At 57.3% G+C, this 20,679-nt stretch carries 17 protein-coding genes and 3 pseudogenes; 3 read left to right on the forward strand and 17 right to left on the reverse strand.

Going from position 1 to position 20,679, the window contains the following annotated elements:
* The 3 genes and pseudogenes from I656_RS12275 to I656_RS12265 form a co-directional block, all read right to left on the reverse strand.
* Positions 1-358 (reverse strand): annotated as a pseudogene (locus tag I656_RS12275) (methylmalonyl Co-A mutase-associated GTPase MeaB); the annotation flags it as partial.
* Positions 355-2,550 carry a methylmalonyl-CoA mutase gene (gene scpA / locus I656_RS12270; protein ID WP_033004858.1) on the reverse strand — a complete coding sequence of 732 codons (2,196 nt, stop codon included), beginning with the start codon at positions 2,548-2,550 and terminating at the stop codon, positions 355-357. The pseudogene I656_RS12275 and the gene scpA, both read right to left, overlap by 4 nt.
* Positions 2,534-4,582 carry a methylmalonyl-CoA mutase family protein gene (locus I656_RS12265; protein ID WP_033004859.1) on the reverse strand — a complete coding sequence of 683 codons (2,049 nt, stop codon included), beginning with the start codon at positions 4,580-4,582 and terminating at the stop codon, positions 2,534-2,536. The genes scpA and I656_RS12265 overlap by 17 nt, the downstream gene beginning before the upstream one ends.
* A 186-nt stretch (positions 4,583-4,768) precedes the next feature.
* Between I656_RS12265 and I656_RS18955 the strand changes: the two are divergent.
* Positions 4,769-4,903 (forward strand): annotated as a pseudogene (locus I656_RS18955) (type II toxin-antitoxin system HicB family antitoxin); the annotation flags it as partial.
* A gap of 94 nt (positions 4,904-4,997) precedes the next feature.
* Here the strand turns inward: I656_RS18955 and I656_RS12260 are convergent.
* The 13 genes and pseudogenes from I656_RS12260 to I656_RS12210 all read right to left on the reverse strand — a co-directional run bounded on the left by I656_RS12260 (position 4,998) and on the right by I656_RS12210 (position 19,119).
* Positions 4,998-5,582, reverse strand: coding sequence for a Uma2 family endonuclease (locus I656_RS12260; protein ID WP_015375354.1), 585 nt, complete (start codon positions 5,580-5,582; stop codon positions 4,998-5,000).
* A gap of 66 nt (positions 5,583-5,648) precedes the next feature.
* On the reverse strand, positions 5,649-7,055 hold the full coding sequence (locus I656_RS12255) for a cell wall metabolism sensor histidine kinase WalK (protein ID WP_015375355.1): 1,407 nt from the start codon (positions 7,053-7,055) through the stop codon (positions 5,649-5,651).
* 2 nt (positions 7,056-7,057) lie between these two features.
* A complete protein-coding gene (locus I656_RS12250) occupies positions 7,058-7,732 on the reverse strand; it encodes a response regulator transcription factor (protein ID WP_033004863.1) in 675 nt (224 codons plus the stop codon).
* The gene (locus tag I656_RS12245) at positions 7,729-8,706 is read right to left on the reverse strand and encodes a YncE family protein (RefSeq protein ID WP_033004865.1); all 978 of its coding nucleotides are present in this window, start codon (positions 8,704-8,706) and stop codon (positions 7,729-7,731) included. The genes I656_RS12250 and I656_RS12245 overlap by 4 nt, the downstream gene beginning before the upstream one ends.
* A 119-nt stretch (positions 8,707-8,825) precedes the next feature.
* Positions 8,826-9,824 (reverse strand): annotated as a pseudogene (locus tag I656_RS0114850) (dihydrolipoamide acetyltransferase family protein); the annotation flags it as partial.
* Positions 9,764-10,147, reverse strand: a complete 384-nt coding sequence (locus tag I656_RS19855) for a biotin/lipoyl-containing protein (RefSeq protein WP_369770199.1) — start codon at positions 10,145-10,147, stop codon at positions 9,764-9,766. The gene I656_RS19855 and the pseudogene I656_RS0114850, both read right to left, overlap by 61 nt.
* 58 nt (positions 10,148-10,205) lie before the next feature.
* A complete protein-coding gene (locus tag I656_RS12240; protein WP_011231859.1) occupies positions 10,206-11,189 on the reverse strand; it encodes an alpha-ketoacid dehydrogenase subunit beta in 984 nt (327 codons plus the stop codon).
* A gap of 13 nt (positions 11,190-11,202) precedes the next feature.
* A complete protein-coding gene (locus I656_RS12235; protein WP_015375359.1) occupies positions 11,203-12,198 on the reverse strand; it encodes a thiamine pyrophosphate-dependent dehydrogenase E1 component subunit alpha in 996 nt (331 codons plus the stop codon).
* A gap of 69 nt (positions 12,199-12,267) precedes the next feature.
* The gene (gene lpdA / locus I656_RS12230) at positions 12,268-13,689 is read right to left on the reverse strand and encodes a dihydrolipoyl dehydrogenase (protein ID WP_020754112.1); all 1,422 of its coding nucleotides are present in this window, start codon (positions 13,687-13,689) and stop codon (positions 12,268-12,270) included.
* 30 nt (positions 13,690-13,719) lie between these two features.
* Positions 13,720-14,832, reverse strand: a complete 1,113-nt coding sequence (buk, locus tag I656_RS12225; protein WP_020754113.1) for a butyrate kinase — start codon at positions 14,830-14,832, stop codon at positions 13,720-13,722.
* Positions 14,833-14,887: 55 nt separating this feature from the next.
* Positions 14,888-15,991, reverse strand: coding sequence for a leucine dehydrogenase (locus I656_RS12220; RefSeq protein ID WP_033004866.1), 1,104 nt, complete (start codon positions 15,989-15,991; stop codon positions 14,888-14,890).
* Positions 15,992-16,015: 24 nt separating this feature from the next.
* The gene (gene yqiS / locus I656_RS12215; RefSeq protein ID WP_031206534.1) at positions 16,016-16,915 is read right to left on the reverse strand and encodes a phosphate butyryltransferase; all 900 of its coding nucleotides are present in this window, start codon (positions 16,913-16,915) and stop codon (positions 16,016-16,018) included.
* A 140-nt stretch (positions 16,916-17,055) separates the two neighbouring features.
* A complete protein-coding gene (locus I656_RS12210) occupies positions 17,056-19,119 on the reverse strand; it encodes a sigma-54-dependent Fis family transcriptional regulator (RefSeq protein WP_033004876.1) in 2,064 nt (687 codons plus the stop codon).
* Between the two features lie 139 nt (positions 19,120-19,258).
* Here I656_RS12210 and I656_RS12205 point away from each other — a divergent pair, with 139 nt between their 5' ends.
* Positions 19,259-19,507, forward strand: a complete 249-nt coding sequence (locus tag I656_RS12205; RefSeq protein ID WP_011231866.1) for a DUF2627 domain-containing protein — start codon at positions 19,259-19,261, stop codon at positions 19,505-19,507.
* Positions 19,508-19,582: 75 nt separating this feature from the next.
* Here I656_RS12205 and I656_RS12200 read toward each other — a convergent pair whose 3' ends face one another.
* Positions 19,583-20,311, reverse strand: a complete 729-nt coding sequence (locus I656_RS12200; RefSeq protein ID WP_020754118.1) for a glycerophosphodiester phosphodiesterase — start codon at positions 20,309-20,311, stop codon at positions 19,583-19,585.
* 108 nt (positions 20,312-20,419) lie between these two features.
* Here I656_RS12200 and I656_RS17660 point away from each other — a divergent pair, with 108 nt between their 5' ends.
* Positions 20,420-20,572 (forward strand): YycC family protein, encoded by a 153-nt coding sequence (locus tag I656_RS17660; protein WP_011231868.1) that lies wholly within the window; start codon positions 20,420-20,422, stop codon positions 20,570-20,572.
* Positions 20,573-20,679: the final 107 nt, after the last annotated feature.

Below are 20,679 nucleotides of genomic sequence, written 5' to 3' on the forward strand. Positions count from 1 at the left end.
TGAACGTGCTTTTTCCCGCCCCCGGCACGCCGGTGACGCCGATGCGAATCGAGCGGCCGACGTGCGGAAGCAGTTCATTGAGCACTTGCTGGGCAAGATCCATATGCCTAGACGCATTGCTTTCGACAAGCGTAATCGCCTGCGCCAAAATGGTGCGGTCGCCGGCGAGCACCCCTTGGACGTACTCTTCGACCGACCGCTCTTTCCGTCTCACGACCCGCTTTGGCGCCGGCGGGCGCTCGGCTTGCACGTACGACGACAAGCCATTGTCGTCCGCCCATTCCGGGCGCCGCGGCTGCCCGTCTGAAGCTGCGCTCTGGCCGCTTTCCTGTTCCCGCCGTTTCTCTTCGCCGTTCATTGGTTCACTTCCTCATAGCCAAGCCGGGCGTAAATTTCCTCCAACACCTTTTCCGCTGACTCCGGAATCACGGTTCCCGGCCCGAAGATGGCGGCGGCGCCGTGCTCATACAAAAACGCGTAGTCTTGCGGCGGGATGACGCCGCCGACAAAAACGAGAATGTCGCCGCGGCCGAGTTTTTCAAGCTCCGCCACAAGCTGCGGCACGAGCGTTTTATGCCCGCCGGCGAGCGAGCTGATGCCGACAGCGTGCACGTCGTTTTCGACCGCCTGGCGCGCCGTTTCTTCCGGCGTCTGGAAGAGCGGGCCGATGTCGACGTCAAATCCTAAATCGGCAAACGCCGTGGCGATGACTTTCGCCCCGCGGTCATGGCCGTCCTGCCCCATTTTCGCGATCAAGATGCGCGGGCGGCGTCCTTCGAGTTCGGCGAACTGCTCAACCCGTCGCTTCACCCGTTCCAGCTGCGCTTCGTTTTTGTATTCCGAGCTGTAAACGCCGCTGATCGAGCGGATGGCGGCGCGATGACGGCTCGCCACTTTTTCGATCGCATACGAAATTTCCCCGAGCGTCGCCCGGACGCGCGCCGCTTGGACAGCAAGCTCGAGCAAGTTCCCCTCGCCCGTTTCCGCCGCTTTCGTGATGGCGTCAAGCGCCGCTTCGACCTGCTCGTTGTCGCGCGTCGCCTTTAGCTCGTTCAGCCGCTCGATTTGCCGCTGGCGCACGGCGGTGTTGTCGACTTCCAAAATGTCGATCGGCTCTTCTTTTTCCGGGCGGTATTTATTGACGCCGATGATCGTTTCCGCTCCTGAATCGATGCGCGCTTGGCGGCGGGCCGCCGCTTCTTCGATGCGCATTTTCGGGATGCCGGTTTCAATGGCTTTCGCCATCCCGCCTAAGCTTTCGATTTCTTCGATATGCGCCCACGCCCGCTTCATCAACTCGTTCGTCAACGTCTCGACGTAATACGAACCGGCCCACGGGTCGATCGTCCGACAAATGCCCGTTTCTTCCTGCAAGTACAGCTGCGTATTGCGGGCGATGCGCGCCGAGAAGTCGGTTGGCAAGGCGATCGCTTCATCCAAGGCGTTCGTATGGAGCGACTGCGTATGCCCCATCGCCGCCGCGTGCGCCTCGATGAGCGTGCGCACGACGTTGTTGAACGGATCTTGCTCAGTCAAGCTCCAACCCGACGTTTGCGAATGCGTCCTGAGAGCGAGTGATTTCGGATTTTTCGGATTGAACGTTTTCATCATTTTCGCCCACATGAGGCGCGCCGCCCGCAGTTTCGCCACTTCCATAAAGTAGTTCATGCCGATCGCCCAGAAAAACGACAGCCTCGGCGCGAACGAGTCGATGTCAATGCCCGCTTTCAAGCCGGTGCGCACGTACTCAAGCCCGTCGGCGAGCGTGTACGCCAGCTCCAGATCGGCCGGCGCCCCGGCTTCCTGCATATGGTAGCCGGAAATGCTGATGCTGTTGAACTTCGGCATGTATTTGGCCGTATAGGCGAAAATGTCGGCGATGATGCGCATCGACATCTCCGGCGGATAAATGTACGTGTTGCGCACCATATATTCTTTCAAAATATCGTTTTGAATCGTGCCGGACAGTTTGTCTTGCGTCACTCCCTGCTCTTCGGCGGTGACGATGTAAAACGCCATGATCGGGAGCACCGCCCCGTTCATCGTCATCGACACCGACATTTGGTCGAGCGGGATGCCGTCAAACAAAATTTTCATATCGAGCACCGAATCGATGGCCACCCCTGCTTTGCCGACGTCGCCGACGACGCGCGGATGGTCGGAGTCATAGCCGCGATGGGTGGCCAGGTCAAAGGCGACCGACAACCCTTTTTGCCCCATCGCCAAGTTGCGCCGATAAAAGGCGTTGCTCTCCTCGGCGGTCGAAAAGCCGGCGTATTGGCGGATCGTCCACGGCCGCACGACGTACATCGTCGGGTACGGCCCGCGCAAGTACGGCGGCAAGCCGGGCATAGAATCAAGAAAATCAAGCCCATCGATGTCTTCCTTTGTATAAAGCGGCTTCACCGCAATGTGTTCGTTCGTCTGAAACAACAGCTCATCGATCGACGCTTGCACGCGCCGCTCCACCGCGTCTCTCCACTGTTTCTCATCCACATCGGCCGCTATGGCGGAAAGCGTCATGTTGGCAAAATCAACGTACTTCGCCATCAAGCGCCACCCCTCTTTCCGTTAGAAACGCCACGATCACCTCGTACGCGTTCGAACCGAGATGAATCGATCCGTCCACGCCCGCGTCCGCGTACGTTCTCTCAAGCTCTTCCGGCGGCTTTCCGGCGACATACAGCTTCGCGTTCGGCTTGGCTTGCTTAAACGCCCGAGCCAACGCTGGAACGAACGCCGGGTAATCGTCATCGGCGCCGCACACGATATAATGCGTCCCGCTCGTGCTTTGCACCCATTCGACCGCTTCCGCGACCGAGGCAAAGCCATCGCTCCGCTCAGCCGCCACCCCGCCGGCCGCAAACAGCCCGGCGATGAAATCGGCGCGCGCCTGATGGCGGACAAGCGGCCCGATATTGATCAAGTGAACGGAAAGCCGGCTTCCCGTGCGTTCGGCATACTCCTCGGCTGCCTTCCGCAGCTGCTCAAACGGCTCGGCCAAGCGCCATGCGTGAATCGGCGCAATGCGGATGGACGCGTTTCCGTCAGCAAGCGCCGCTGCGATCTCCCGAGCGGTTGCTCGACGGCGGGCCGCACGAATCGCCGCTTCCATCCACTTTCCGCCGACAAGCGCGCTGCGAATCTCGGCCACCCGCTTTTCATTCAGCGGCGGCGCCACGTTCGCTGCGTCTTGCTTCGGTTTTTCGACCGGCGTTTCCTCCAAATTGGCGTACACGTTCGTGCCAACGATTCTTTCCTTCCGCGTCTTGACACGATCCAGCCGCCGCTTGGCGACCGCTTCCACTTCCGTCTGCACGAAGCCGTCTTCGAGCGCCTTCGCCATGCCGCCTTTTTCCTCCACACGCTGGAACAGCTTCCACGCTTCTTCGGCGAGCTTGGCGGTCAACGTTTCCACATAATACGAGCCGCCTGCCGGATCGATGACGTTCGCCACATGCGCCTCTTCGAGCAAAATGAGCTGCGTGTTGCGGGCGATGCGCCGAGAAAACTCATCGGCGAGTCCGATCGCCTCGTCAAACGGCGACACGTGCACGCCATCGGCGCCACCGACAACGGCCGCAAACGCTTCCGCCGCCGCTCGGAGCATGTTCACATACGGGTCGTACACCGTTTTCGTAAAGGGCGACGTGCGCACATGCAGCTCGATCCGCCTTGCTGATTCACCGCCGCCAAACGCCTCCATCACTTGAGCAAACAAGCGCCGCGCCGCCCGCAGTTTCGCGATTTCCATAAAAAAGTCCGCCCCAACCGCAAACGACGCTTGCATCCGTGTCGCGATGTCATCCACCGTCAGCCCCCGATCCAGCCCGGCGCGGATGTACTCGACCGCCGCCGCCAGCGCAAACGCCAGCTCCTGCACGGCGTTCGCCCCGCCGTTATGGTACGGCTCGCCGCGCACCAAAATCGTGCGGACGGCAGGCATCTGTTCCTTCGTCCACTTCGTTGCTTCCGCCATTTCATCATACAGCCGCAAAAGCGAACACGGGAGCGTCCCCTGTTCCGCCCACGCTCCGAGCGGATCCATGCCGATCGCGCCCCGTACGCTCGATAGCGGCACTCCCCGTTCCTTGAAATAAGCGACAAGCAGCGCCAAAAACGAAAGCGACCGCGCCCCGGCGTCCACACGGAGCGAATAGCGATCGAGCGGCACGCCATCAAACATCGCCGCCACATCATCAACCGACTCGACGGCAAACGGCAGCCGACCAAGGGCAAGATGGATTTCCGTCTGCCCCCGCTCCAAGTCGTGCTTCACTGCCTCGTTCCAGTCGGACGGGCTCGCTGCCGAAATCTCCTGGCTCACCTTCCACGGCTCGCCCCGATACCCTTCCGGCCGCGCCCCGCGCACATAGCGGCCAAAGCCCGGGTACTGCTCAAGCGGGCCGAGCGCCTCCACATCGCGGCGCGTATAGAGCGGTTTGACCGCAATGTTTTCGTACGTCATCGATACAAGCCGCTCGAGCGGCTTGCCTTTCAGCGACTTTTCCGCTTCCCGCTCCCACTCCTCCACCCTCGGAGCCGGAAACGCCGCTTCCTTCATCTTTGCGACATCGCTCATTCCGATCCCCCTTTGCCTTCCAGACATAAGAAACCGCTTTCTTTTCAAGCCGCACCTTTCCCTCTCGAACCCGTCTGCTCAGAACGAAGCGCTGATGACGCCTCGTGTGGGAAAAAACGGTTTCTATGTTTATTGTAGTACATCGGCCGCGTTTGGGCAATGAACAAAAAGGCAAACAACTTGCTGATGCCACCATTTCGCCATGAAATGGAAAACAAAGCGGTCAAAAAAACATGAACGATCCCGAAATGGCTCGATGACTTGGCGAAACAACACCATCTCAACGATTCACAAATCCTCCAAGAAGCCCTGAAAAAACATGAAAGGAAGAGGGCGTTGTTGCATGCTCTCTTGGACGATGCTCCCTCGTCCCCCTCCAAATCGCCGCTTAGCGAAAATCTCAACTGCCATTTATTCATTGGAAAATGTTTCGCAAATCGATCACGAAATCCTTCAATACATGAACCAAAACGGCGTCATCCCGGTTGTACACTCCATGAAGTTCCAATCTTCCTGTTTTTCCGCGCAAATACACTTCCACCACTTGATTCGCCGGGTCAACGATCCAATATTCCTTCACCCCGGCCCGCTCGTACGCGATCCGTTTGTCCATCCGGTCGATTTTGGCCGTGGCGGGGGACAAGATCTCGACGACCAAATCCGGAGCCCCGACAATGCGGTTTTTTTGAATTTTGTTTTGGTCGCAGATGACGACAAGATCGGGGCATACCCAGTTTCGGACGTTTTCATCCATCCATCCCTTTCGATGATCTTCGAAAAGATACACATCGATCGGGGCGGCCAACACGCGGCAATCCTTCCCACGAAGATGCATCCCGAATTCAATGGAAAGTTGGAGCGAAACGGATTGATGTTCCGGTGTCGGCGACGGCGCCATGCTGATGATGTTCCCATCCAACACCTCGCACCGTTTTCCTTCCGGCCATGTCGCATACTCTTTGTACGTCATAGGGGCCTGTTCCTTTTCTGGTGAACCCATATCCTCCACCTGCCTCCTAATTTTATATTGATTATACACCATCCATTCCTGTGTCTTGAACGATGTTTATTCCTCTTCCCGAACGAGCGGCAGGCGGACGAATACGGTCATCCCGCGTCCAAGGTCGCTGTCGAACCGAATCGAGCCATCATGAAGAGAGACGATTTGTTTGACGATGGCAAGCCCCAAGCCGGTGCCGCCTTCTTTGCGAGTGCGGGCGCGATCGACGCGGAAAAAGCGCTGGCCGAGAAACGGGAGCTGGTCTTTTGGAATGCCTTTGCCCGTATCTTGGACGACAAGCTCGCCTTCCGCTTCCGACAAGCGGGAAAGCCGCACCGTCACCACACCGCCTTCTGGGGTGTAGCGGATGGCGTTGTCAAGCAAGTTGCGCACGACTTGTTCGAGCCGGTCGGCGTCGCCGTTGACGATGATGTCATAGTCCAACTCGCACGCCAGCTCGATCCGCTTTTGCGCGGCGATCGGTTCGTACGTGGCGATGACATCTTCGATCACTTGGGCGAACGCCACCGGCTCGCGCTCGAGCGGCACGCTTTGCCCTTCAAGGCGCGCCAGGTCAAGAAGATCGCGCACCAGCCGCTCCATCCGCTCCGTTTCGCGGTGGATGAGGCGAAGGTACGCCTTTTCTTCTTCCTTCGTTTTCGCGAGGCCAGCAAGGAGCGCTTCGCTGTATCCTTTCATATAGCTGAGCGGCGTGCGCAGCTCATGCGAGACGTTCGCTAAAAACTCGCGCTTCCGCTCGTCTTCTTTGGCAATGGCGTCCGCCATTTGGTTGAACGCCTCCGCCAGGCGGCCGATTTCATCATCGCTCCGCACGGGGATGTCCGCTTCGTAGCGTCCTTCCGCCATGCGTTCTGCCGCTTGTTCCATCGCCTGCAGCGGCTCGGTCATCTGCCGCACCATCCGTCGGCCGACAACCAAAAGCGCGGCGGCGAATATGGCGGCCAACGGCCAAAACGCGGCGGCCGCCCGCTTCGTTGCTTCCTGAACGTCGGCTAACGGCAAATACAAGTAAATCGCTCCTTCAAGCCGCTTGCCGTCCAAAAGCGGAACGACGACCGCCATCACGCGGCGGCCGAACCGCTTTTCGTATCCCGTTTTGACAACAGGCTTCCCGGCTAACAATGTTTCCCGGTCGCGGCCGCTGACTAACGCGTCATAGTGGACCGGAAACGGAAAGCAGGCGCTCAGTTCGCGCGGGTTGTCAATCAACAAGATCGTGGCCGTTGATTTTTCGTCATACCATTCGATTTGACGGCGATATGCCTCCGTCACCGCCCCGCCGCGATAGTCGCGGGCGAGGCTCGTCCCTTCCGCGATCAACGTTCGCTCAACTTCTTTCATGTACACCGTCCGGTAAAAATAATTGAGAAGACCAAAAGAAAACGCCAGCGTCACCACGACCGCGGCGCCGATCGACAGCCATAGTTTTTGTCCTAACCGAAGCCGTTTCATGTTCATCCCTCAAACTTGTAGCCGATGCCCCAGACGGTTTGGATATGGCGAGCGGCGTCTTTCAGCTTCATGCGCAGCGTTTTCACATGCGTATCGACCGTGCGGGCGTTTCCTGTATAATCATATCCCCACACTTTGACGAGCAAGTTGTCGCGGCTGAACACCTGACCGCGGTGCTTCGCCAAAAACAGCAACAGCTCAAACTCTTTCAACGTCAATTTCACCGGTTTGCCGCCAACGGTCACGGTTCGGCCTTTTTCGTCGATGGCAAGGTCGCCAAATTGCAGCCGTCCGTCGTGCTCGCGGACGCGCTGCACCCGGCGCAGCACCGCCTCAAGGCGGGCGATGAGCTCTCCCGGGCTGAACGGTTTGACGATGTAATCGTCGCCTCCCAGCTTCAATCCTTTCACTTTGTCCCATTCTTCGCCAAGCGCGGTCAAAAACAAAATCGGCACGTCCGACTGCTCGCGGATGCGGGCGCAGACGGCGAATCCGTCCTGTTTTGGCATCATGACGTCCAACAGCACGGCATCAACCGGATGTTGCGAAAGCAGCACCAGCGCTTCTTCCCCGTCCCCTGCTTCGAGGCAGCGAAAGCCGGCGTTTTCCAAATACATGCCAACGAGCAGGCGCATTTCTTCTTCATCATCGACGATTAAAACGGTTCGTTCGCTCATGTTCGTCCCTCCCGAATGAATAGCTGCAGCGGGCCATCCCCTGTTTTCCAACGGACAAGCGGACGCAACGTCGCCTCATCGACCACGATAATTTCATCGCTGTCATAGCTCGCGATATACAAACGGCCCAACGCCGCTTCCATCGCAAATGGATTGGCGCCGACAGAGATGGAGCCGAGCCGCTTCCCGCTTGGCGAAAATTGATAGACCGTGTTCGAACCGTGGCTTAGCACAAACACGCCGCGGCCCGTTTCGACGAAATCGACCGGCATGACCGGCGCAGCAACCGTCCGCAACAAGCGGCCGTCTCGAAGTGAATAGACATGGATATTGGTCTCCACCTTGCTTCCGCTTCCATGTCCGCCGACCCACAATTCCCCTTGCTGCTCGCGCATCAATCCACCTAACGCCATCTTCGGCACCGAAAATGAGCGAATGACACGAAGGCGCCTCGGATCAATGACAAAAGCGCGGCCGTCTTGAAAGTCGATGGCATACATCTCCGTTCCTTGGCGATTGACAAGCAGCGTCATCGGGGAGCGTCCGACCAAAAGGCGGGCGATCTCTTTTCCGCCCCGGCTCACAACGCGCACCGCGTGATGTTCGCTGTCGCCGAAAAACCACGTACGGCCATCCGGGGACGGGGCCGCGCTGACGATGCCGCTTCCCGTTTTCCACTCTGAAAGCGGCTTTCCCGTCGCCAAATCATACCGATATACGCCGTCAAGCTCCCGTCCGTACAAAAGAAGCGTCCGGCCGTCTGGGCTCAACGCCCCGCCTTGAAACGGTTCATTGATGTTCCAACGGGCGATTTTGCTGCCATTTTTCGCGTTCAAAAAGGTGACCGTTCCCGCTTTGACATCGAGGCTGATGACGACGGAAAGCGAATCGGCCACCGGGGGAAACGACGGATGGACGCAGCCGCTTAGCAGAAAGAACCAGCACAACAGCATCCACACGCTCGCTCGTTTCATCTTGTTTTTCTCCTTCGCACGTTTGTTTCCGCCCTCATTATACCTCACATTTGTGAAAGAAGTTTGAAATCGCGCCACACAAAAACCCCCACCGCCAACCGATGGCGATGGGGGAATCGTTAATAAATCGGCGTGTTGTCTTTGTTCATGTTTTCCAAAATCGCTTTGACGCGGGCGAGGAAGCGTCCACAAATGAGGCCGTCCAAGACGCGGTGGTCAAGCGACAAGCATAAGTTGACCATGTCGCGGATGGCGATCATGCCGTCTTTCACGACCGGGCGTTTGACGATCGTTTCCACTTGCAAAATGGCCGCTTGCGGGTAGTTGATAATGCCCATCGACTGCACCGAGCCGAACGCGCCGGTGTTGTTGACGGTGAACGTGCCGCCCTGCATGTCTTCCGGGCGCAGTTTGCCGGCGCGCGTTTTCGCCGCCAGTTCGGCGATTTCGCGGGCGATGCCTTTGATCGTTTTCTCATCGGCGTGCTTGATGACGGGCACGAACAAGGCGTCATCGGTCGCGACGGCGATCGAGATGTTGATGTCTTTGCGCTGAATGATCTTATCGCCCGCCCACGTCGAGTTCAGCTGTGGAAATTCTTTCAGCGCTTGGGCGACCGCCTTGACGAAGAAGGCGAAATACGTCAAATTGAAGCCTTCACGCCGCTTGAACTCGTCTTTGATCGCATCGCGGTAGGCGACCAGGTCGGTGACGTCGACTTCGACCATCGTCCACGCGTGCGGCGCTTCGTGTTTGCTGCGGAGCATGTTCGCGGCGATCGCTCTGCGCACCGGGGTGACCGGAATTTCGATGTCGCCCGCTCCGGCTTCGACGTTCGGGGCCGCTAGTTTGACCGGCGCTGCTTGCGGCGCAGTTGGCGCGGCAGCGGCAGACGGTTGAGCCGCCGCGGCGGCCGGGGCCGGCTGCTCCGTTCTCGGTTCCGCTTTTGGCGCCGCTTGTTCCGCCGCCGGTGCCTCTCCCGCTTTCGGAATTTGTCCAGACTCAATGAGCTTCAGCAAATCTTTGCGCGTCACCCGCCCGCCAAGGCCGGTGCCTTTCACTTGTTCAAGGTCAATGCCATGTTCTTGGGCAAGGCGGAGCACGGCCGGCGAATAGCGGCCGTTGTTTGCCCGGCCGGTCTGTTTCGGAGCGGCTGGTTCCGCGTTGTCTTCTGCTTTCGGCGCTTCATCCGCCGGCTTCGCTTCCGGAGCCGGTGCAGCGCCTTCGACTTCGATCGTGCAAATCGGCGCGCGACTGGGAGCGTCTCCCCTTCTTTGGCGATCAGCTCGCGAATGACGCCGGCAAACGACGACGGAATTTCCGCGCTCACTTTATCGGTGATGACTTCAGCGATCGGGTCGTATTTGTTCACTTTGTCGCCCGGGGAAACGAGCCATTTGCTGATCGTGCCTTCCGTGACGCTTTCCCCAAGCTGAGGCATCGTCAATTGTTCGATGGCCACATCGATACCCTCCTATCTTGGCTGCAATGTCTTCGCCTCAAAACGCCGCTAATTCGCGCATCGCTTTTTCGACTTTTTCTGGATTGATCATAAAGAATTTTTCCATCGTCGGCGCATACGGCATGGCCGGAACGTCCGGGCCGGCGAGGCGCATAATCGGCGCATCGAGATCAAACAAACAATGCTCGGCGATAATGGCGGCGACTTCGCTCATGACGCTGCCTTCTTTGTTGTCTTCCGTAATGAGCAGCACTTTTCCTGTTTTGCTCGCCGCTTCGATGATCGCTTCTTTGTCAAGCGGATAGACGGTGCGCAAATCCAACAGGTGAACGGAAATGCCGTCTTGGGCGACGCGCTCGGCCGCCTGCAAGGCAAAATGGACGCACAGCCCATACGTGATGACGGTGATGTCATCGCCTTCACGCTTGACGTCCGCCTTGCCGATCGGAAGCACGTAGTCGTCCTCCGGCACTTCCCCTTTAATGAGGCGGTAGGCGCGTTTATGCTCGAAAAAGAGCACTGGGTCTTCGTCGCGAATCGCCGCTTTCAGCAGCCCTTTCACATCGTATGGCGTCGACGGCATGACGATTTTTAACCCAGGCTGGTTGGCGAAAATCGCTTCGACGGACTGCGAATGGTACAAAGCGCCGTGAACGCCGCCGCCGTACGGGGCACGGATGACGATCGGGCAGTTCCAGTCGTTGTTCGAGCGGTAGCGGATGCGCGCCGCTTCCGAAATGATTTGGTTGACCGCTGGCATGATAAAATCGGCAAACTGAATTTCGGCAATCGGGCGCAGGCCGTACATCGCCGCGCCGATGCCGACGCCGACGATCGCCGACTCGGAAAGCGGCGTGTCGATGACGCGCTCTTCGCCGAACTGCTCGTACAATCCTTGCGTCGCTTTGAACACTCCGCCTTTTCGGCCGACGTCTTCTCCTAACACAAACACGCGCGGGTCTCGTTCCATTTCTTCGCGAATCGCCATCGTGACGGCATCAATATAGGAAATAACAGGCATCGTCGATTCCCCCTTACTCCTCGGCATACACGTAGCGAAGCGCATGCTCCGGCTCGGCGTACGGAGCCTTCTCCGCATAGTCGGTCGCTTCGTTCACTTCTTTCATGACGCGCGCTTGAATTTCTTCATCTTGTTCATCGGTCAAAACGCCGGTTTCTTTCAAATAGTTGGCAAACGACACGATCGGGTCTTTGGCGCGCGCTTCGGCGAGCTCTTCTTCCGTCCGGTAGACGCGGTGGTCGTCGTCCGACGAGTGCGACGTCAGCCGGTATGTCACCGCCTCGATGAGCGTCGGCCCTTCGCCGCGGCGGGCGCGGTCGGCCGCTTCTTTCACGACGCGGTACACTTCAAGCGGATCGGTGCCGTCGACCGTATAGCCCGGCATGCCATAGCCGATGGCGCGGTCCGACACCTTTTCGCACGCGAGTTGTTTCGAAATCGGTACGGAAATGGCGTATTTGTTGTTTTCGCACATAAAGATGACTGGGAGTTTATGAACGCCGGCAAAGTTTGCCCCTTCGTGGAAATCGCCTTGGTTCGACGACCCTTCGCCAAAGGTGACGAAGGCGACGAAATCTTTCTTTTCCATTTTCGCCGCCAGCGCAAAGCCGACCGCGTGCGGCACTTGCGTCGTCACAGGCGATGAACCGGTGACGATCCGATTTTTCTTTTGCCCGAAATGGCCAGGCATTTGCCGGCCACCCGAGTTCGGGTCTTCCGCCTTGGCAAACGCCGCCAACATCAATTCTCTCGGCGTCATGCCAAACGTCAGGACAACGCCCACATCGCGGTAATACGGCAAGACATAGTCTTTCGTCCGGTCGAGGGCAAACGCCGCGCCGACTTGCGCCGCCTCCTGCCCTTGGCATGAGATGACGAACGGAATTTTCCCCGCGCGGTTTAGCAGCCACATCCGTTCATCGAGCTTGCGGGCGAGAAGCATTGTTTCATACATTTCCAACACCGTGTCATCGCTTAATCCAAGCGCCTGATGACGGTTTTGCGCCATCGCAACAACCTCCCTTAGATTCACATAGTCAACCAATGATCACGCGCCGCGCGCATACGGCGAAATCGGTTAAAAATGAATCGCTTTGCCATCGACCGCCAGCGCCGCTTCCGCCATGGCCTCTGACAGCGTCGGATGCGGGTGGATCGCATGGGCGATTTCCCAAGGAGCCGCATCAAGCACGCGGGCGAGACCGGCTTCGGAAATCAAATCGGTTACGTGCGGCCCGACCATATGGACGCCAAGCAGATCGTCCGTGTTCCGGTCGGCGATGAGCTTCACAAACCCTTCCGCCTCACCGAACACAAGCGCCTTGCCAATGGCTTTAAACGGAAATTTGCCGACCTTGACATCATAGCCTTTCGCTTTCGCCTCTTGTTCGGTTAAGCCAACCGCCGCCGCTTCCGGACGGGTGTAAATGCAGCGGGGCACCATCGTGTAGTCAATCGGCGCCGGGTTATGCCCGGCTAAATGTTCAATGGCGACGATCCCTTCATGGGCGGCGACATGGGCGAGCTGCAGACCGCCGATCACATCGCCGATCGCGTAAATGTGCGCTTCTTTCGTTTGGCCGAACTCGTTCGTTTGAATATATCCCTTTTCAATGACGATGTCGGTGTTCTCAAGGCCAATCCCTTCAATGTTCGCCTGACGCCCGACGGAAACGAGCATCTTGTCAGCCGCAAACGTTTTCCGCTCGCCTTGATGCTCCGCTTGGATTGTGACGCCGTTTCCTTTTTCGAGCGTTTCCGCGAGCACCCGCGCTCCCGTGACGATGTTGACACCGCGGCGGCGAAGCAGTTTTTCCATTTCTTTTGACACGTCTTCATCTTCTGTCGGCAAAATGCGATCGGCATATTCGAGCACCGTCACGTCAACGCCGAAATCATTGAGCATGGACGCCCATTCCATGCCGATCACACCGCCGCCGACGATCAAGATGGACGAGGGGAGCGTCACCATTTGCAGCGCCTCATCGGACGTCATCACGAATTCGCCGTCCGGCTCGAGCCCCGGCAGCGTGCGCGGGCGCGAACCGGTGGCGATGACGACGAATTTCGGGACGAGCATTTCGTTTTCGCTGCCGTCGTTCATTTCGACCGACACCGTCCCCGGCAGCGGGGAAAAGATCGACGGGCCGAGCAGGCGGCCGGTGCCGGCGTACACATCGATTTTCCCTTTTTTCATCAAATGCTGCACGCCTTTGTGGAGCTGCTCAACAATCGCCGCTTTGCGCGCCTGCACTTTGGCAAAATCAAGGCGCACGCCGTCGGCGATGACGCCAAATGCCTCGCCGTTTTTCGTTTGTGCGTACACTTCGGCACTGCGAAGCAGCGCTTTGGACGGAATGCAGCCAGCGTGCAGGCACGTGCCGCCGAGCTTCCCTTTTTCCACAACGGCCGTTTTCAACCCGAGCTGCGAGGCGCGAATGGCGGCCACATAGCCACCCGTTCCTCCGCCGAGAATGACGACATCGTATTCTTTTGCCATCTTGCCTTCTCCTTTCTGTCCGTTGCCGCATCAGCGCCGGGCTGGAACCGGCGAAACGGCCTTGCCTGGATACACTTTTCCCTCTTCTTCGCCGCGCAGGACGCGAAGCGCGCCTTCAGCGAGCGCCTGCAGTTCGTTTTCGCCCGGATGGACGATGACATCGGCGATCCATTGCACGCGGCGAGTGATCTGTTCGACAAACGATTTGCCATACGCCAGTCCGCCGGTCAAAATGATGGCGTCGACTTTGCCGGAAAGCACGGCGCTTGCCGCACCGATTTCTTTCGCCACTTGGTACGCCATCGCCTCATACACGAGCTTGGCCTTTTCATCGCCGGCTTCGATCATGTTCTCGACTTTCACCGCATCATTCGTGCCAAGATAACCGACAAGGCCGCCGCCGCCGACGAGCATGTTCATGATCTCTTCGCGGTAATATTCACCAGAGAAGCATAAAGCAACCAAATCGCCCGCTGGCACCGTCCCGGCGCGCTCCGGGCTGAACGGGCCTTCGCCGTCAAGGCCGTTGTTGACATCGACGACCCTTCCTTGCTTGTGGGCGCCGACCGTGATGCCGCCGCCCATATGGGCGACGATCAAGTTCAGTTCGTCATACCGTTTCCCAAGCTGCTTGGCGACGCGGCGCGCGACCGCCTTTTGGTTTAAAGCATGGAAAATGCTGCGCCGCTCAATGAGCGGAAATCCGCTGATCCGGGCGATTGGATCAAGTTCATCGACAACGACCGGATCGACGATAAACGATGGGATGTTTAAGGCCGAGGCGATCTCATGCGCCAAAATACCGCCGAGGTTGGACGCGTGCTGGCCGGAATATCCGCGCCGCAAATCTTCAAGCATCGCCTCATTGACGCGATACGTGCCGCCTTCGATTGGACGGAGAAGCCCCCCGCGGCCGCAGACGGCGCTCAACTTCGATAAATTGATCCCTTCTTCATCCAGTGCTTGCAAAATCGTTTGCTTGCGAAACTCATACTGGTCCACGATCGTTTTATATTGCCGAAGCACGTCCGCCTCATGGCGGATCGTTTTTTCGAGCAATGGCCGTTCGTTTTCAAAGACGCCGATCTTCGTTGAAGTCGAGCCTGGATTGATCGTTAAAATGCGAAACTTCTGCTCTTCCATCGTTGCTGTCCCTCCATCATCCGCCGGCGGGGCGGAAGGCCGCCCCTCGCCGCTATTAGCGGGCGCGGCAGCGGCTTAAAATATGATGGCCGTTTTGCAAAAATTGGCTGCGCGCTTTGCGCATCGTTTCAATTCGTTCTTCGGCCATCCGGTCAGCGGCCACATACGTTGGAATGTTGTCACGCTTGGCGATGGCAAACACTTTTTCGATGTTGTCATAAATTTGCTCGATTTTTTTCATCGCCCGTTCACGGTTGTAGCCGTACAGCTCATCGGCGACGTTGATGACGCCGCCGGCGTTGATCACATAATCTGGTGCATAGACGATGCCCATTTCATGGATCATGTCGCCATGGCGCGGCTCTTTCAGCTGGTTGTTCGCCGAGCCGGCGATCACTTTCGCTTTCAGCTGTGGAATCGTTTGGTCGTTGATGATGCCGCCGAGCGCGCATGGAGCAAAAATGTCGCACTCCACGCCGTAAATGTCGTTCGGGTCGACCGCTTTCGCCCCAAATTCCTCGACCGCGCGCGCCACCGCTTCCTTGTTGATGTCGGTAACGATGAGTTTCGCTCCTTCTTCGTGCAAATGGCGGCATAAATGGTAGGCGACATTGCCAACCCCTTGGACGGCGACAACTTTTCCTTCAAGCGAATCGCTTCCAAACGCTTCCTTCGCCGCCGCTTTCATCCCGCGATATACGCCGTAAGCCGTGGCCGGCGACGGGTTGCCGGATGAGCCGAATTCCGGCGAAATCCCGGTGACATAGTCCGTTTCCTGATAGATGATGTCCATATCGGCAACGGTCGTGCCGACGTCTTCCGCCGTGATGTAGCGGCCGTTCAGCCCTTGAATGAACCGGCCGAACGCGCGGAACATCGCCTCGTTTTTATCTTTGCGCGGATCGCCGATGATGACCGTCTTGCCCCCGCCTAAATTAAGGCCGGCGGCCGCGTTTTTGTACGTCATGCCGCGGGCGAGGCGCAGGGCGTCTTCAAGCGCCTCTTCTTCCGAATTGTACATCCACATGCGCGTCCCGCCGAGCGCCGGGCCGAGCGTCGTGTCATGAATGACAATGATCGCCTTCAATCCGGATTCTTTGTCTTGGCAAAACAACACTTGCTCATAATCATATTTTTCCATATATTGAAACAGTTCCATCACTGATGGCCTCCTTCATCTATTTCATTTTGCTGCCGAACAAATAGCAAGCGCCAACGAATACAGTTTGCTTTCCGCCGAGTCGGCGCGCGACGTCAACACGATCGGCGCCTTCGCCCCAGCGATGACTGCGCCGACGCGTGCGTTCGCAAAATAGACGAGCGACTTATACAGCATGTTGCCGGATTCAATGTCCGGCACAAGCAAAATATCAGCCTGTCCAGCCACTTCGCTTTCAATCCGCTTATGCTTCGCCGCCGCCAGCGACACCGCGTTGTCCAACGCAAGCGGTCCGTCAACGAGGCAATGTTCGATTTGCCCCCGCTTTTGCATCATTGCGAGCGCCGCTGCATCAAGTGTTGCCGGCATGGCCGGATTGACCGTCTCCACCGCCGCCAGCGCCGCGACTTTCGGGCGCTCGATGCCGATGGAGCGCGCGATGCTGACGGCGTTGTTGACAATTTGCACCTTTTGCTCCAAATCCGGAGCGATGTTCATCGCCGCGTCGGTGACGATGACAAATCGGTCAAACTCCGGCACCTCAAAAACAGCGACATGGGACAACACCTTTCCTGTGCGCAGCCCGTATTCTTTGTTCAAAACGGCTTTCAGCAAGGTTGCCGTCGGTACGTGCCCTTTCATTAAGGCATCTGCTTCATTCAAATGAACGGCGCGCACGGCAAGCTCTGCGGCTTGCCCGATCGAATTCGCATGAACGACATCGACGTCGGAAAAGCGGGCGCATCCTTTTTCCTTCAACAGCCGTCCGAGCCGCTCCCGATCGCCATAAAGCACAAAGCGTCCGAGACGGTGTTCGAGCGCCATCGCCACCGCTTCAATCACTTCTTCATCTTCCGCCGCCGCCACGGCCACCGTCCGGTCCTGGCATTGTCTTGCTTCTTGCACTAACGATTCAAGCTTCATCATCTGCACCAACCTTTTCTGCAAATCGTGCGGCACAGTCTTTTTATGCAAAAACTGTGCCAACCAAAAATGACTGAAAGCGCTTTAAAACACACTACCTTCGCAAACAGATATGTGCAATATTCTTCACTCCGCGCAAATTATTGCATGATATTTTTGTCAAGCCCGTATTTCTCCAGCTTGTAATATAAATTGCGCACCGAAATGCCAAGCGCCCGGGCCGCCGCTGTTTTATTGCCTCGATGGCGGCGAAGCGCCTGCTCAATCAAGCTCGCTTCGTATCGGCTCACCATTTCCTCAAGCGGCCGAATCTCCTCTTCCGTTTCCACTCGATGAGCCGGCACTGACGAAGGCGAAGCGAGCGGCGGCAAATGCGTCGCATCGATCATCACTTCATGAAATTTCATGAAAATCATCGCCCGCCCGAGCACATTTTCGAGCTCGCGGACATTTCCCGGCCAATCATAGGCAAGAAGCTTCGCCATCGCTTCATCCGTGACACCTTCGACGTTGCGCCCGTAATCTTGGTTCAGTTTCTGGATCAAACGCCGGCAAAGAGCTGGAATGTCTTCCTTGCGGGCGCGCAGCGGCGGAATATAAATCGGCATCCGATTGAGCCGATAGTATAAGTCTTCGCGAAAGGCGCCTTCGGCAATCGCTTTTTCAAGGTTGACGTTCGTGGCGGCGATGACGCGGACGTTGATCGGGATCGGCTTCGTCCCGCCGACGCGGACGATCTCCCGCTCCTGCAAGACGCGGAGCAGCTTCGCCTGCGTGCTGGCCGACAGTTCGCCGATTTCGTCAAGGAAAATGCTTCCGTTGTTTGCTTCTTCAAACAGCCCTCGCTTGCCTCCGCGCCGCGCGCCGGAAAACGCTCCTTCCTCATAGCCAAACAGTTCGCTTTCCAATAATGTTTCCGGAATGGCCGCGCAATTGACGCGGATAAACTTGTTATACTTTCGGTCGCTCGCGTTGTGAATGGCGTGGGCGAACAGCTCCTTGCCCGTCCCTGATTCCCCCCGCAGCAAAATCGTCGCCGGTGTTTTCGCCGCCAGCTTCGCCTGCTCGATGGCAACCTTCATCTCTTCCGACTCGCCGACGATGTCGGCAAACGAATATTTCGCCTCGAGCGTGCGGATGATTTGCCGCGCCCGATTGAGCTCAGTCGTCAGCCGCTGAATTTCTGACACATCATGAATGACGCCGACGCTCCCTTTCAATACGCCATCAACAATAATCGGCGCAACATTGACGATGACATCCCGGTTTTTCGGGCCGACTTTCATGCGCGCTCCGCGCACCGGGCGGCGCGTTTTCAATACTTGCATATGCATGCTTTCCCCTTCGGCGATGTCGGCGGTCGCCGGTTTGCCGATGACGTCTTCCTCTGTCAAACCGGTGAGCCGTGTATACGCCGGGTTGATCAAAATACCGTTCCCATTTTCATCGACGACAGAAATTGCCTCTTCCGACGAGTGGATGATCGCTTCAAGCATCATGCGGACTTCTTTTAAGTCGGTGATTTCTTCCGCCAAAGCGAGAAGCTCGGTGATGTCCTTGAATACCGCGAGCGCCCCAAACAGTTTGCCATTGTCATCGATGATCGGGATGCGGGTGGTGATCAATTTTTTTCCATTGGCCAGCTCCACTTCTTGATGAAACTCCGTCTGCCTCGTTTCGAGCACGCGCGGCAAGCCGCTTGACGGCAGAACGGTCAAAATATGCTTGCCGATCACTTTGTCTTTATCGACTTCAAGCAGCTCCGCCGCGCTTTGATTCATATCGGTAATGTAACCATATTCATCAACGACAATCATGCCATCGTGGGACGAATGAAAGATGAGCGCGCGCCGAGCCGCTTCGCTTTTCAATTTGGCGATGAGCGCTTCTTTTTCTTCAACGAGCTCGGCCATCATCTGCGCGACTGCACTTGGGACAATATTGGCTCCCTCTGGCGCCAATCGACGGATTTCCTCAAGGACATCCGCCCTGCCCGTCGTTTCAATGATCAAATCAAGCGGCTCGGCCATCCATGGACGCCAGTCGCTCGCAGCAGCGATGCCCCATTTTTGCGCCAGTTGCACCCCCGGAGCTTGTTCATCGACGTCAACAACCGCCACAACGTCAAATCCCGACGCCCCGTGAAGCAGCTTCAAAAGCGACATTCCGCGCGAGTCAGCCCCAATGATCATCACTTTTTTCATGTCCATTCACCACACTTTATAGTATGCCAATTTTTGCAGACACTTTTATCATACTTGATTTGCTCTTTCCTTGACAAACGCCCAATAACCGCTATGATAGTCGATAAGGCTACTCTTTTCGGAAAGGAACGCGATCGCGATGGGGCGAATGATTGCGCTGTTGATTTTAGTCATTCCCGGGCTTGGAGCGGCGCTTGGCATCAAATGGATGCGCGATGCGTTGTTTGGCATCAACGGGCCGCTGTTTTCTGCCTTATGGCTGCAATTTCTCGCCGGGCTCGCGCTGTTTGCCGCTGGGCTGGCGTTTCTCGGCGGTTTTTTGCTGCACCGCGACCGGAAGCGCAACAAAGTGCAGGCGCGTTTTCAACGAAAACGAAAAACGCCTTGACCCGGAACGTTGATGCCTATTACACTGGGAAACCATCCATTTCAAGACAAACAAAAAATGCCTTAACGTCTCTCGTTAAGGCGTTTTCTCTTTCCATTGCTTCGCTTGGTGGGGGTAGTCGGTGAAGACAGCGTCAACGCCATAAGCAAACATCGTTTTCATCACATTTCGCTTATTTACCGTAAACGGGCGGACCGCCACCCCGCGCCGCCGCGCTTCGGCGGCAAATTCCGCCGTCACCGTCCGATAGTGCGGATGCACCCCGTCGGCGTTCATGGCGCGCACATACGTCCATGGGTCATACAGCGGCTCGATGTACAAAAGCGCCGTCTCGATTTCCGGTGCAAGCGTTCGGCAAAGGCGCATGCTATTATGGTTGAATGACGACAAAATCGTCCGCTTCTCAAGCCCATAGCGGCGCACGAGGGAGATCGTTTTTTGCTCAAGCGTTTCGTAGGCAATGAGGCTATTTTTCAGCTCGATGTTGACCGCCATCCGTGTTGATGACAGCCAAGCAAGCACTTCCTCAAGATGCGGAATCGGACAATGGCCGTGCTTGCCGCTCCATTTCGCCGCCGCGTTCAATCGGCGCAGTTCACGGTACGTGATGTCTTTCACCCAGCCGCTGCCGTCCGTCGTCCGGTCGACCGTTTCGTCATGAATGACGACCACTTCGCCGTCTTTTGTGAGCTGCACATCCAATTCAATGCCGTCCGCTCCCGCTTTTTCCGCCTCGATAAACGCCGCCATCGTATTTTCCGGGTGCGTCCCCGCCGCCCCGCGGTGGGCAAAAATCAATGTCATTCTGCCTTCTTCCTTTCGCCTTTATTCGCCGTTCAGCCAACGAGCTGGCCGAAACCGGCGGTCGTTCGTTATACTAAAAGTAATACTATGAACAAACGAGGTGAGATGATGCAGCCGTTGAAAATTTCGCTGGAAACAGCGCAAAAGCTGGCCAAAGCGCTCGGCGTGCCGATCGAGCAGATCATGCATATGCCGCCGCACATTTTGGTGAACAAGCTGCTGGAATTGGAGAAAAAAGAAAAAGAAAACGACCCGTCTTAACCGTCTGGCCCTTGGCGGTAAAGCCGCCTCTGTACACCACACCGGCGCAAGCCACGTTCCCCCTTTTTTCGTTCCAGCAAGCCGCCAAACGGCAAAAAAGACGCCCC

The organism is Geobacillus sp. WSUCF1, from assembly GCF_000422025.1.
GTDB classification, from domain to species: domain Bacteria; phylum Bacillota; class Bacilli; order Bacillales; family Anoxybacillaceae; genus Geobacillus; species Geobacillus zalihae.

Bases quoted from the DNA above. Each gene is read 5' to 3' on its own strand.
- scpA (WP_033004858.1), bottom strand. From the start codon at position 2,550: ATGGCGAAGTACGTTGATTTTGCCAACATGACGCTTTCCGCCATAGCG.
- I656_RS12265 (WP_033004859.1), bottom strand. From the start codon at position 4,582: ATGAGCGATGTCGCAAAGATGAAGGAAGCGGCGTTTCCGGCTCCGAGG.
- I656_RS12260 (WP_015375354.1), bottom strand. From the start codon at position 5,582: ATGGGTTCACCAGAAAAGGAACAGGCCCCTATGACGTACAAAGAGTAT.
- I656_RS12255 (WP_015375355.1), bottom strand. From the start codon at position 7,055: ATGAAACGGCTTCGGTTAGGACAAAAACTATGGCTGTCGATCGGCGCC.
- I656_RS12250 (WP_033004863.1), bottom strand. From the start codon at position 7,732: ATGAGCGAACGAACCGTTTTAATCGTCGATGATGAAGAAGAAATGCGC.
- I656_RS12245 (WP_033004865.1), bottom strand. From the start codon at position 8,706: ATGAAACGAGCGAGCGTGTGGATGCTGTTGTGCTGGTTCTTTCTGCTA.
- I656_RS19855 (WP_369770199.1), bottom strand. From the start codon at position 10,147: ATGCCTCAGCTTGGGGAAAGCGTCACGGAAGGCACGATCAGCAAATGG.
- I656_RS12240 (WP_011231859.1), bottom strand. From the start codon at position 11,189: ATGCCTGTTATTTCCTATATTGATGCCGTCACGATGGCGATTCGCGAA.
- I656_RS12235 (WP_015375359.1), bottom strand. From the start codon at position 12,198: ATGGCGCAAAACCGTCATCAGGCGCTTGGATTAAGCGATGACACGGTG.
- lpdA (WP_020754112.1), bottom strand. From the start codon at position 13,689: ATGGCAAAAGAATACGATGTCGTCATTCTCGGCGGAGGAACGGGTGGC.
- buk (WP_020754113.1), bottom strand. From the start codon at position 14,832: ATGGAAGAGCAGAAGTTTCGCATTTTAACGATCAATCCAGGCTCGACT.
- I656_RS12220 (WP_033004866.1), bottom strand. From the start codon at position 15,991: ATGGAACTGTTTCAATATATGGAAAAATATGATTATGAGCAAGTGTTG.
- yqiS (WP_031206534.1), bottom strand. From the start codon at position 16,915: ATGAAGCTTGAATCGTTAGTGCAAGAAGCAAGACAATGCCAGGACCGG.
- I656_RS12210 (WP_033004876.1), bottom strand. From the start codon at position 19,119: ATGAAAAAAGTGATGATCATTGGGGCTGACTCGCGCGGAATGTCGCTT.
- I656_RS12205 (WP_011231866.1), top strand. From the start codon at position 19,259: ATGGGGCGAATGATTGCGCTGTTGATTTTAGTCATTCCCGGGCTTGGA.
- I656_RS12200 (WP_020754118.1), bottom strand. From the start codon at position 20,311: ATGACATTGATTTTTGCCCACCGCGGGGCGGCGGGGACGCACCCGGAA.
- I656_RS17660 (WP_011231868.1), top strand. From the start codon at position 20,420: ATGCAGCCGTTGAAAATTTCGCTGGAAACAGCGCAAAAGCTGGCCAAA.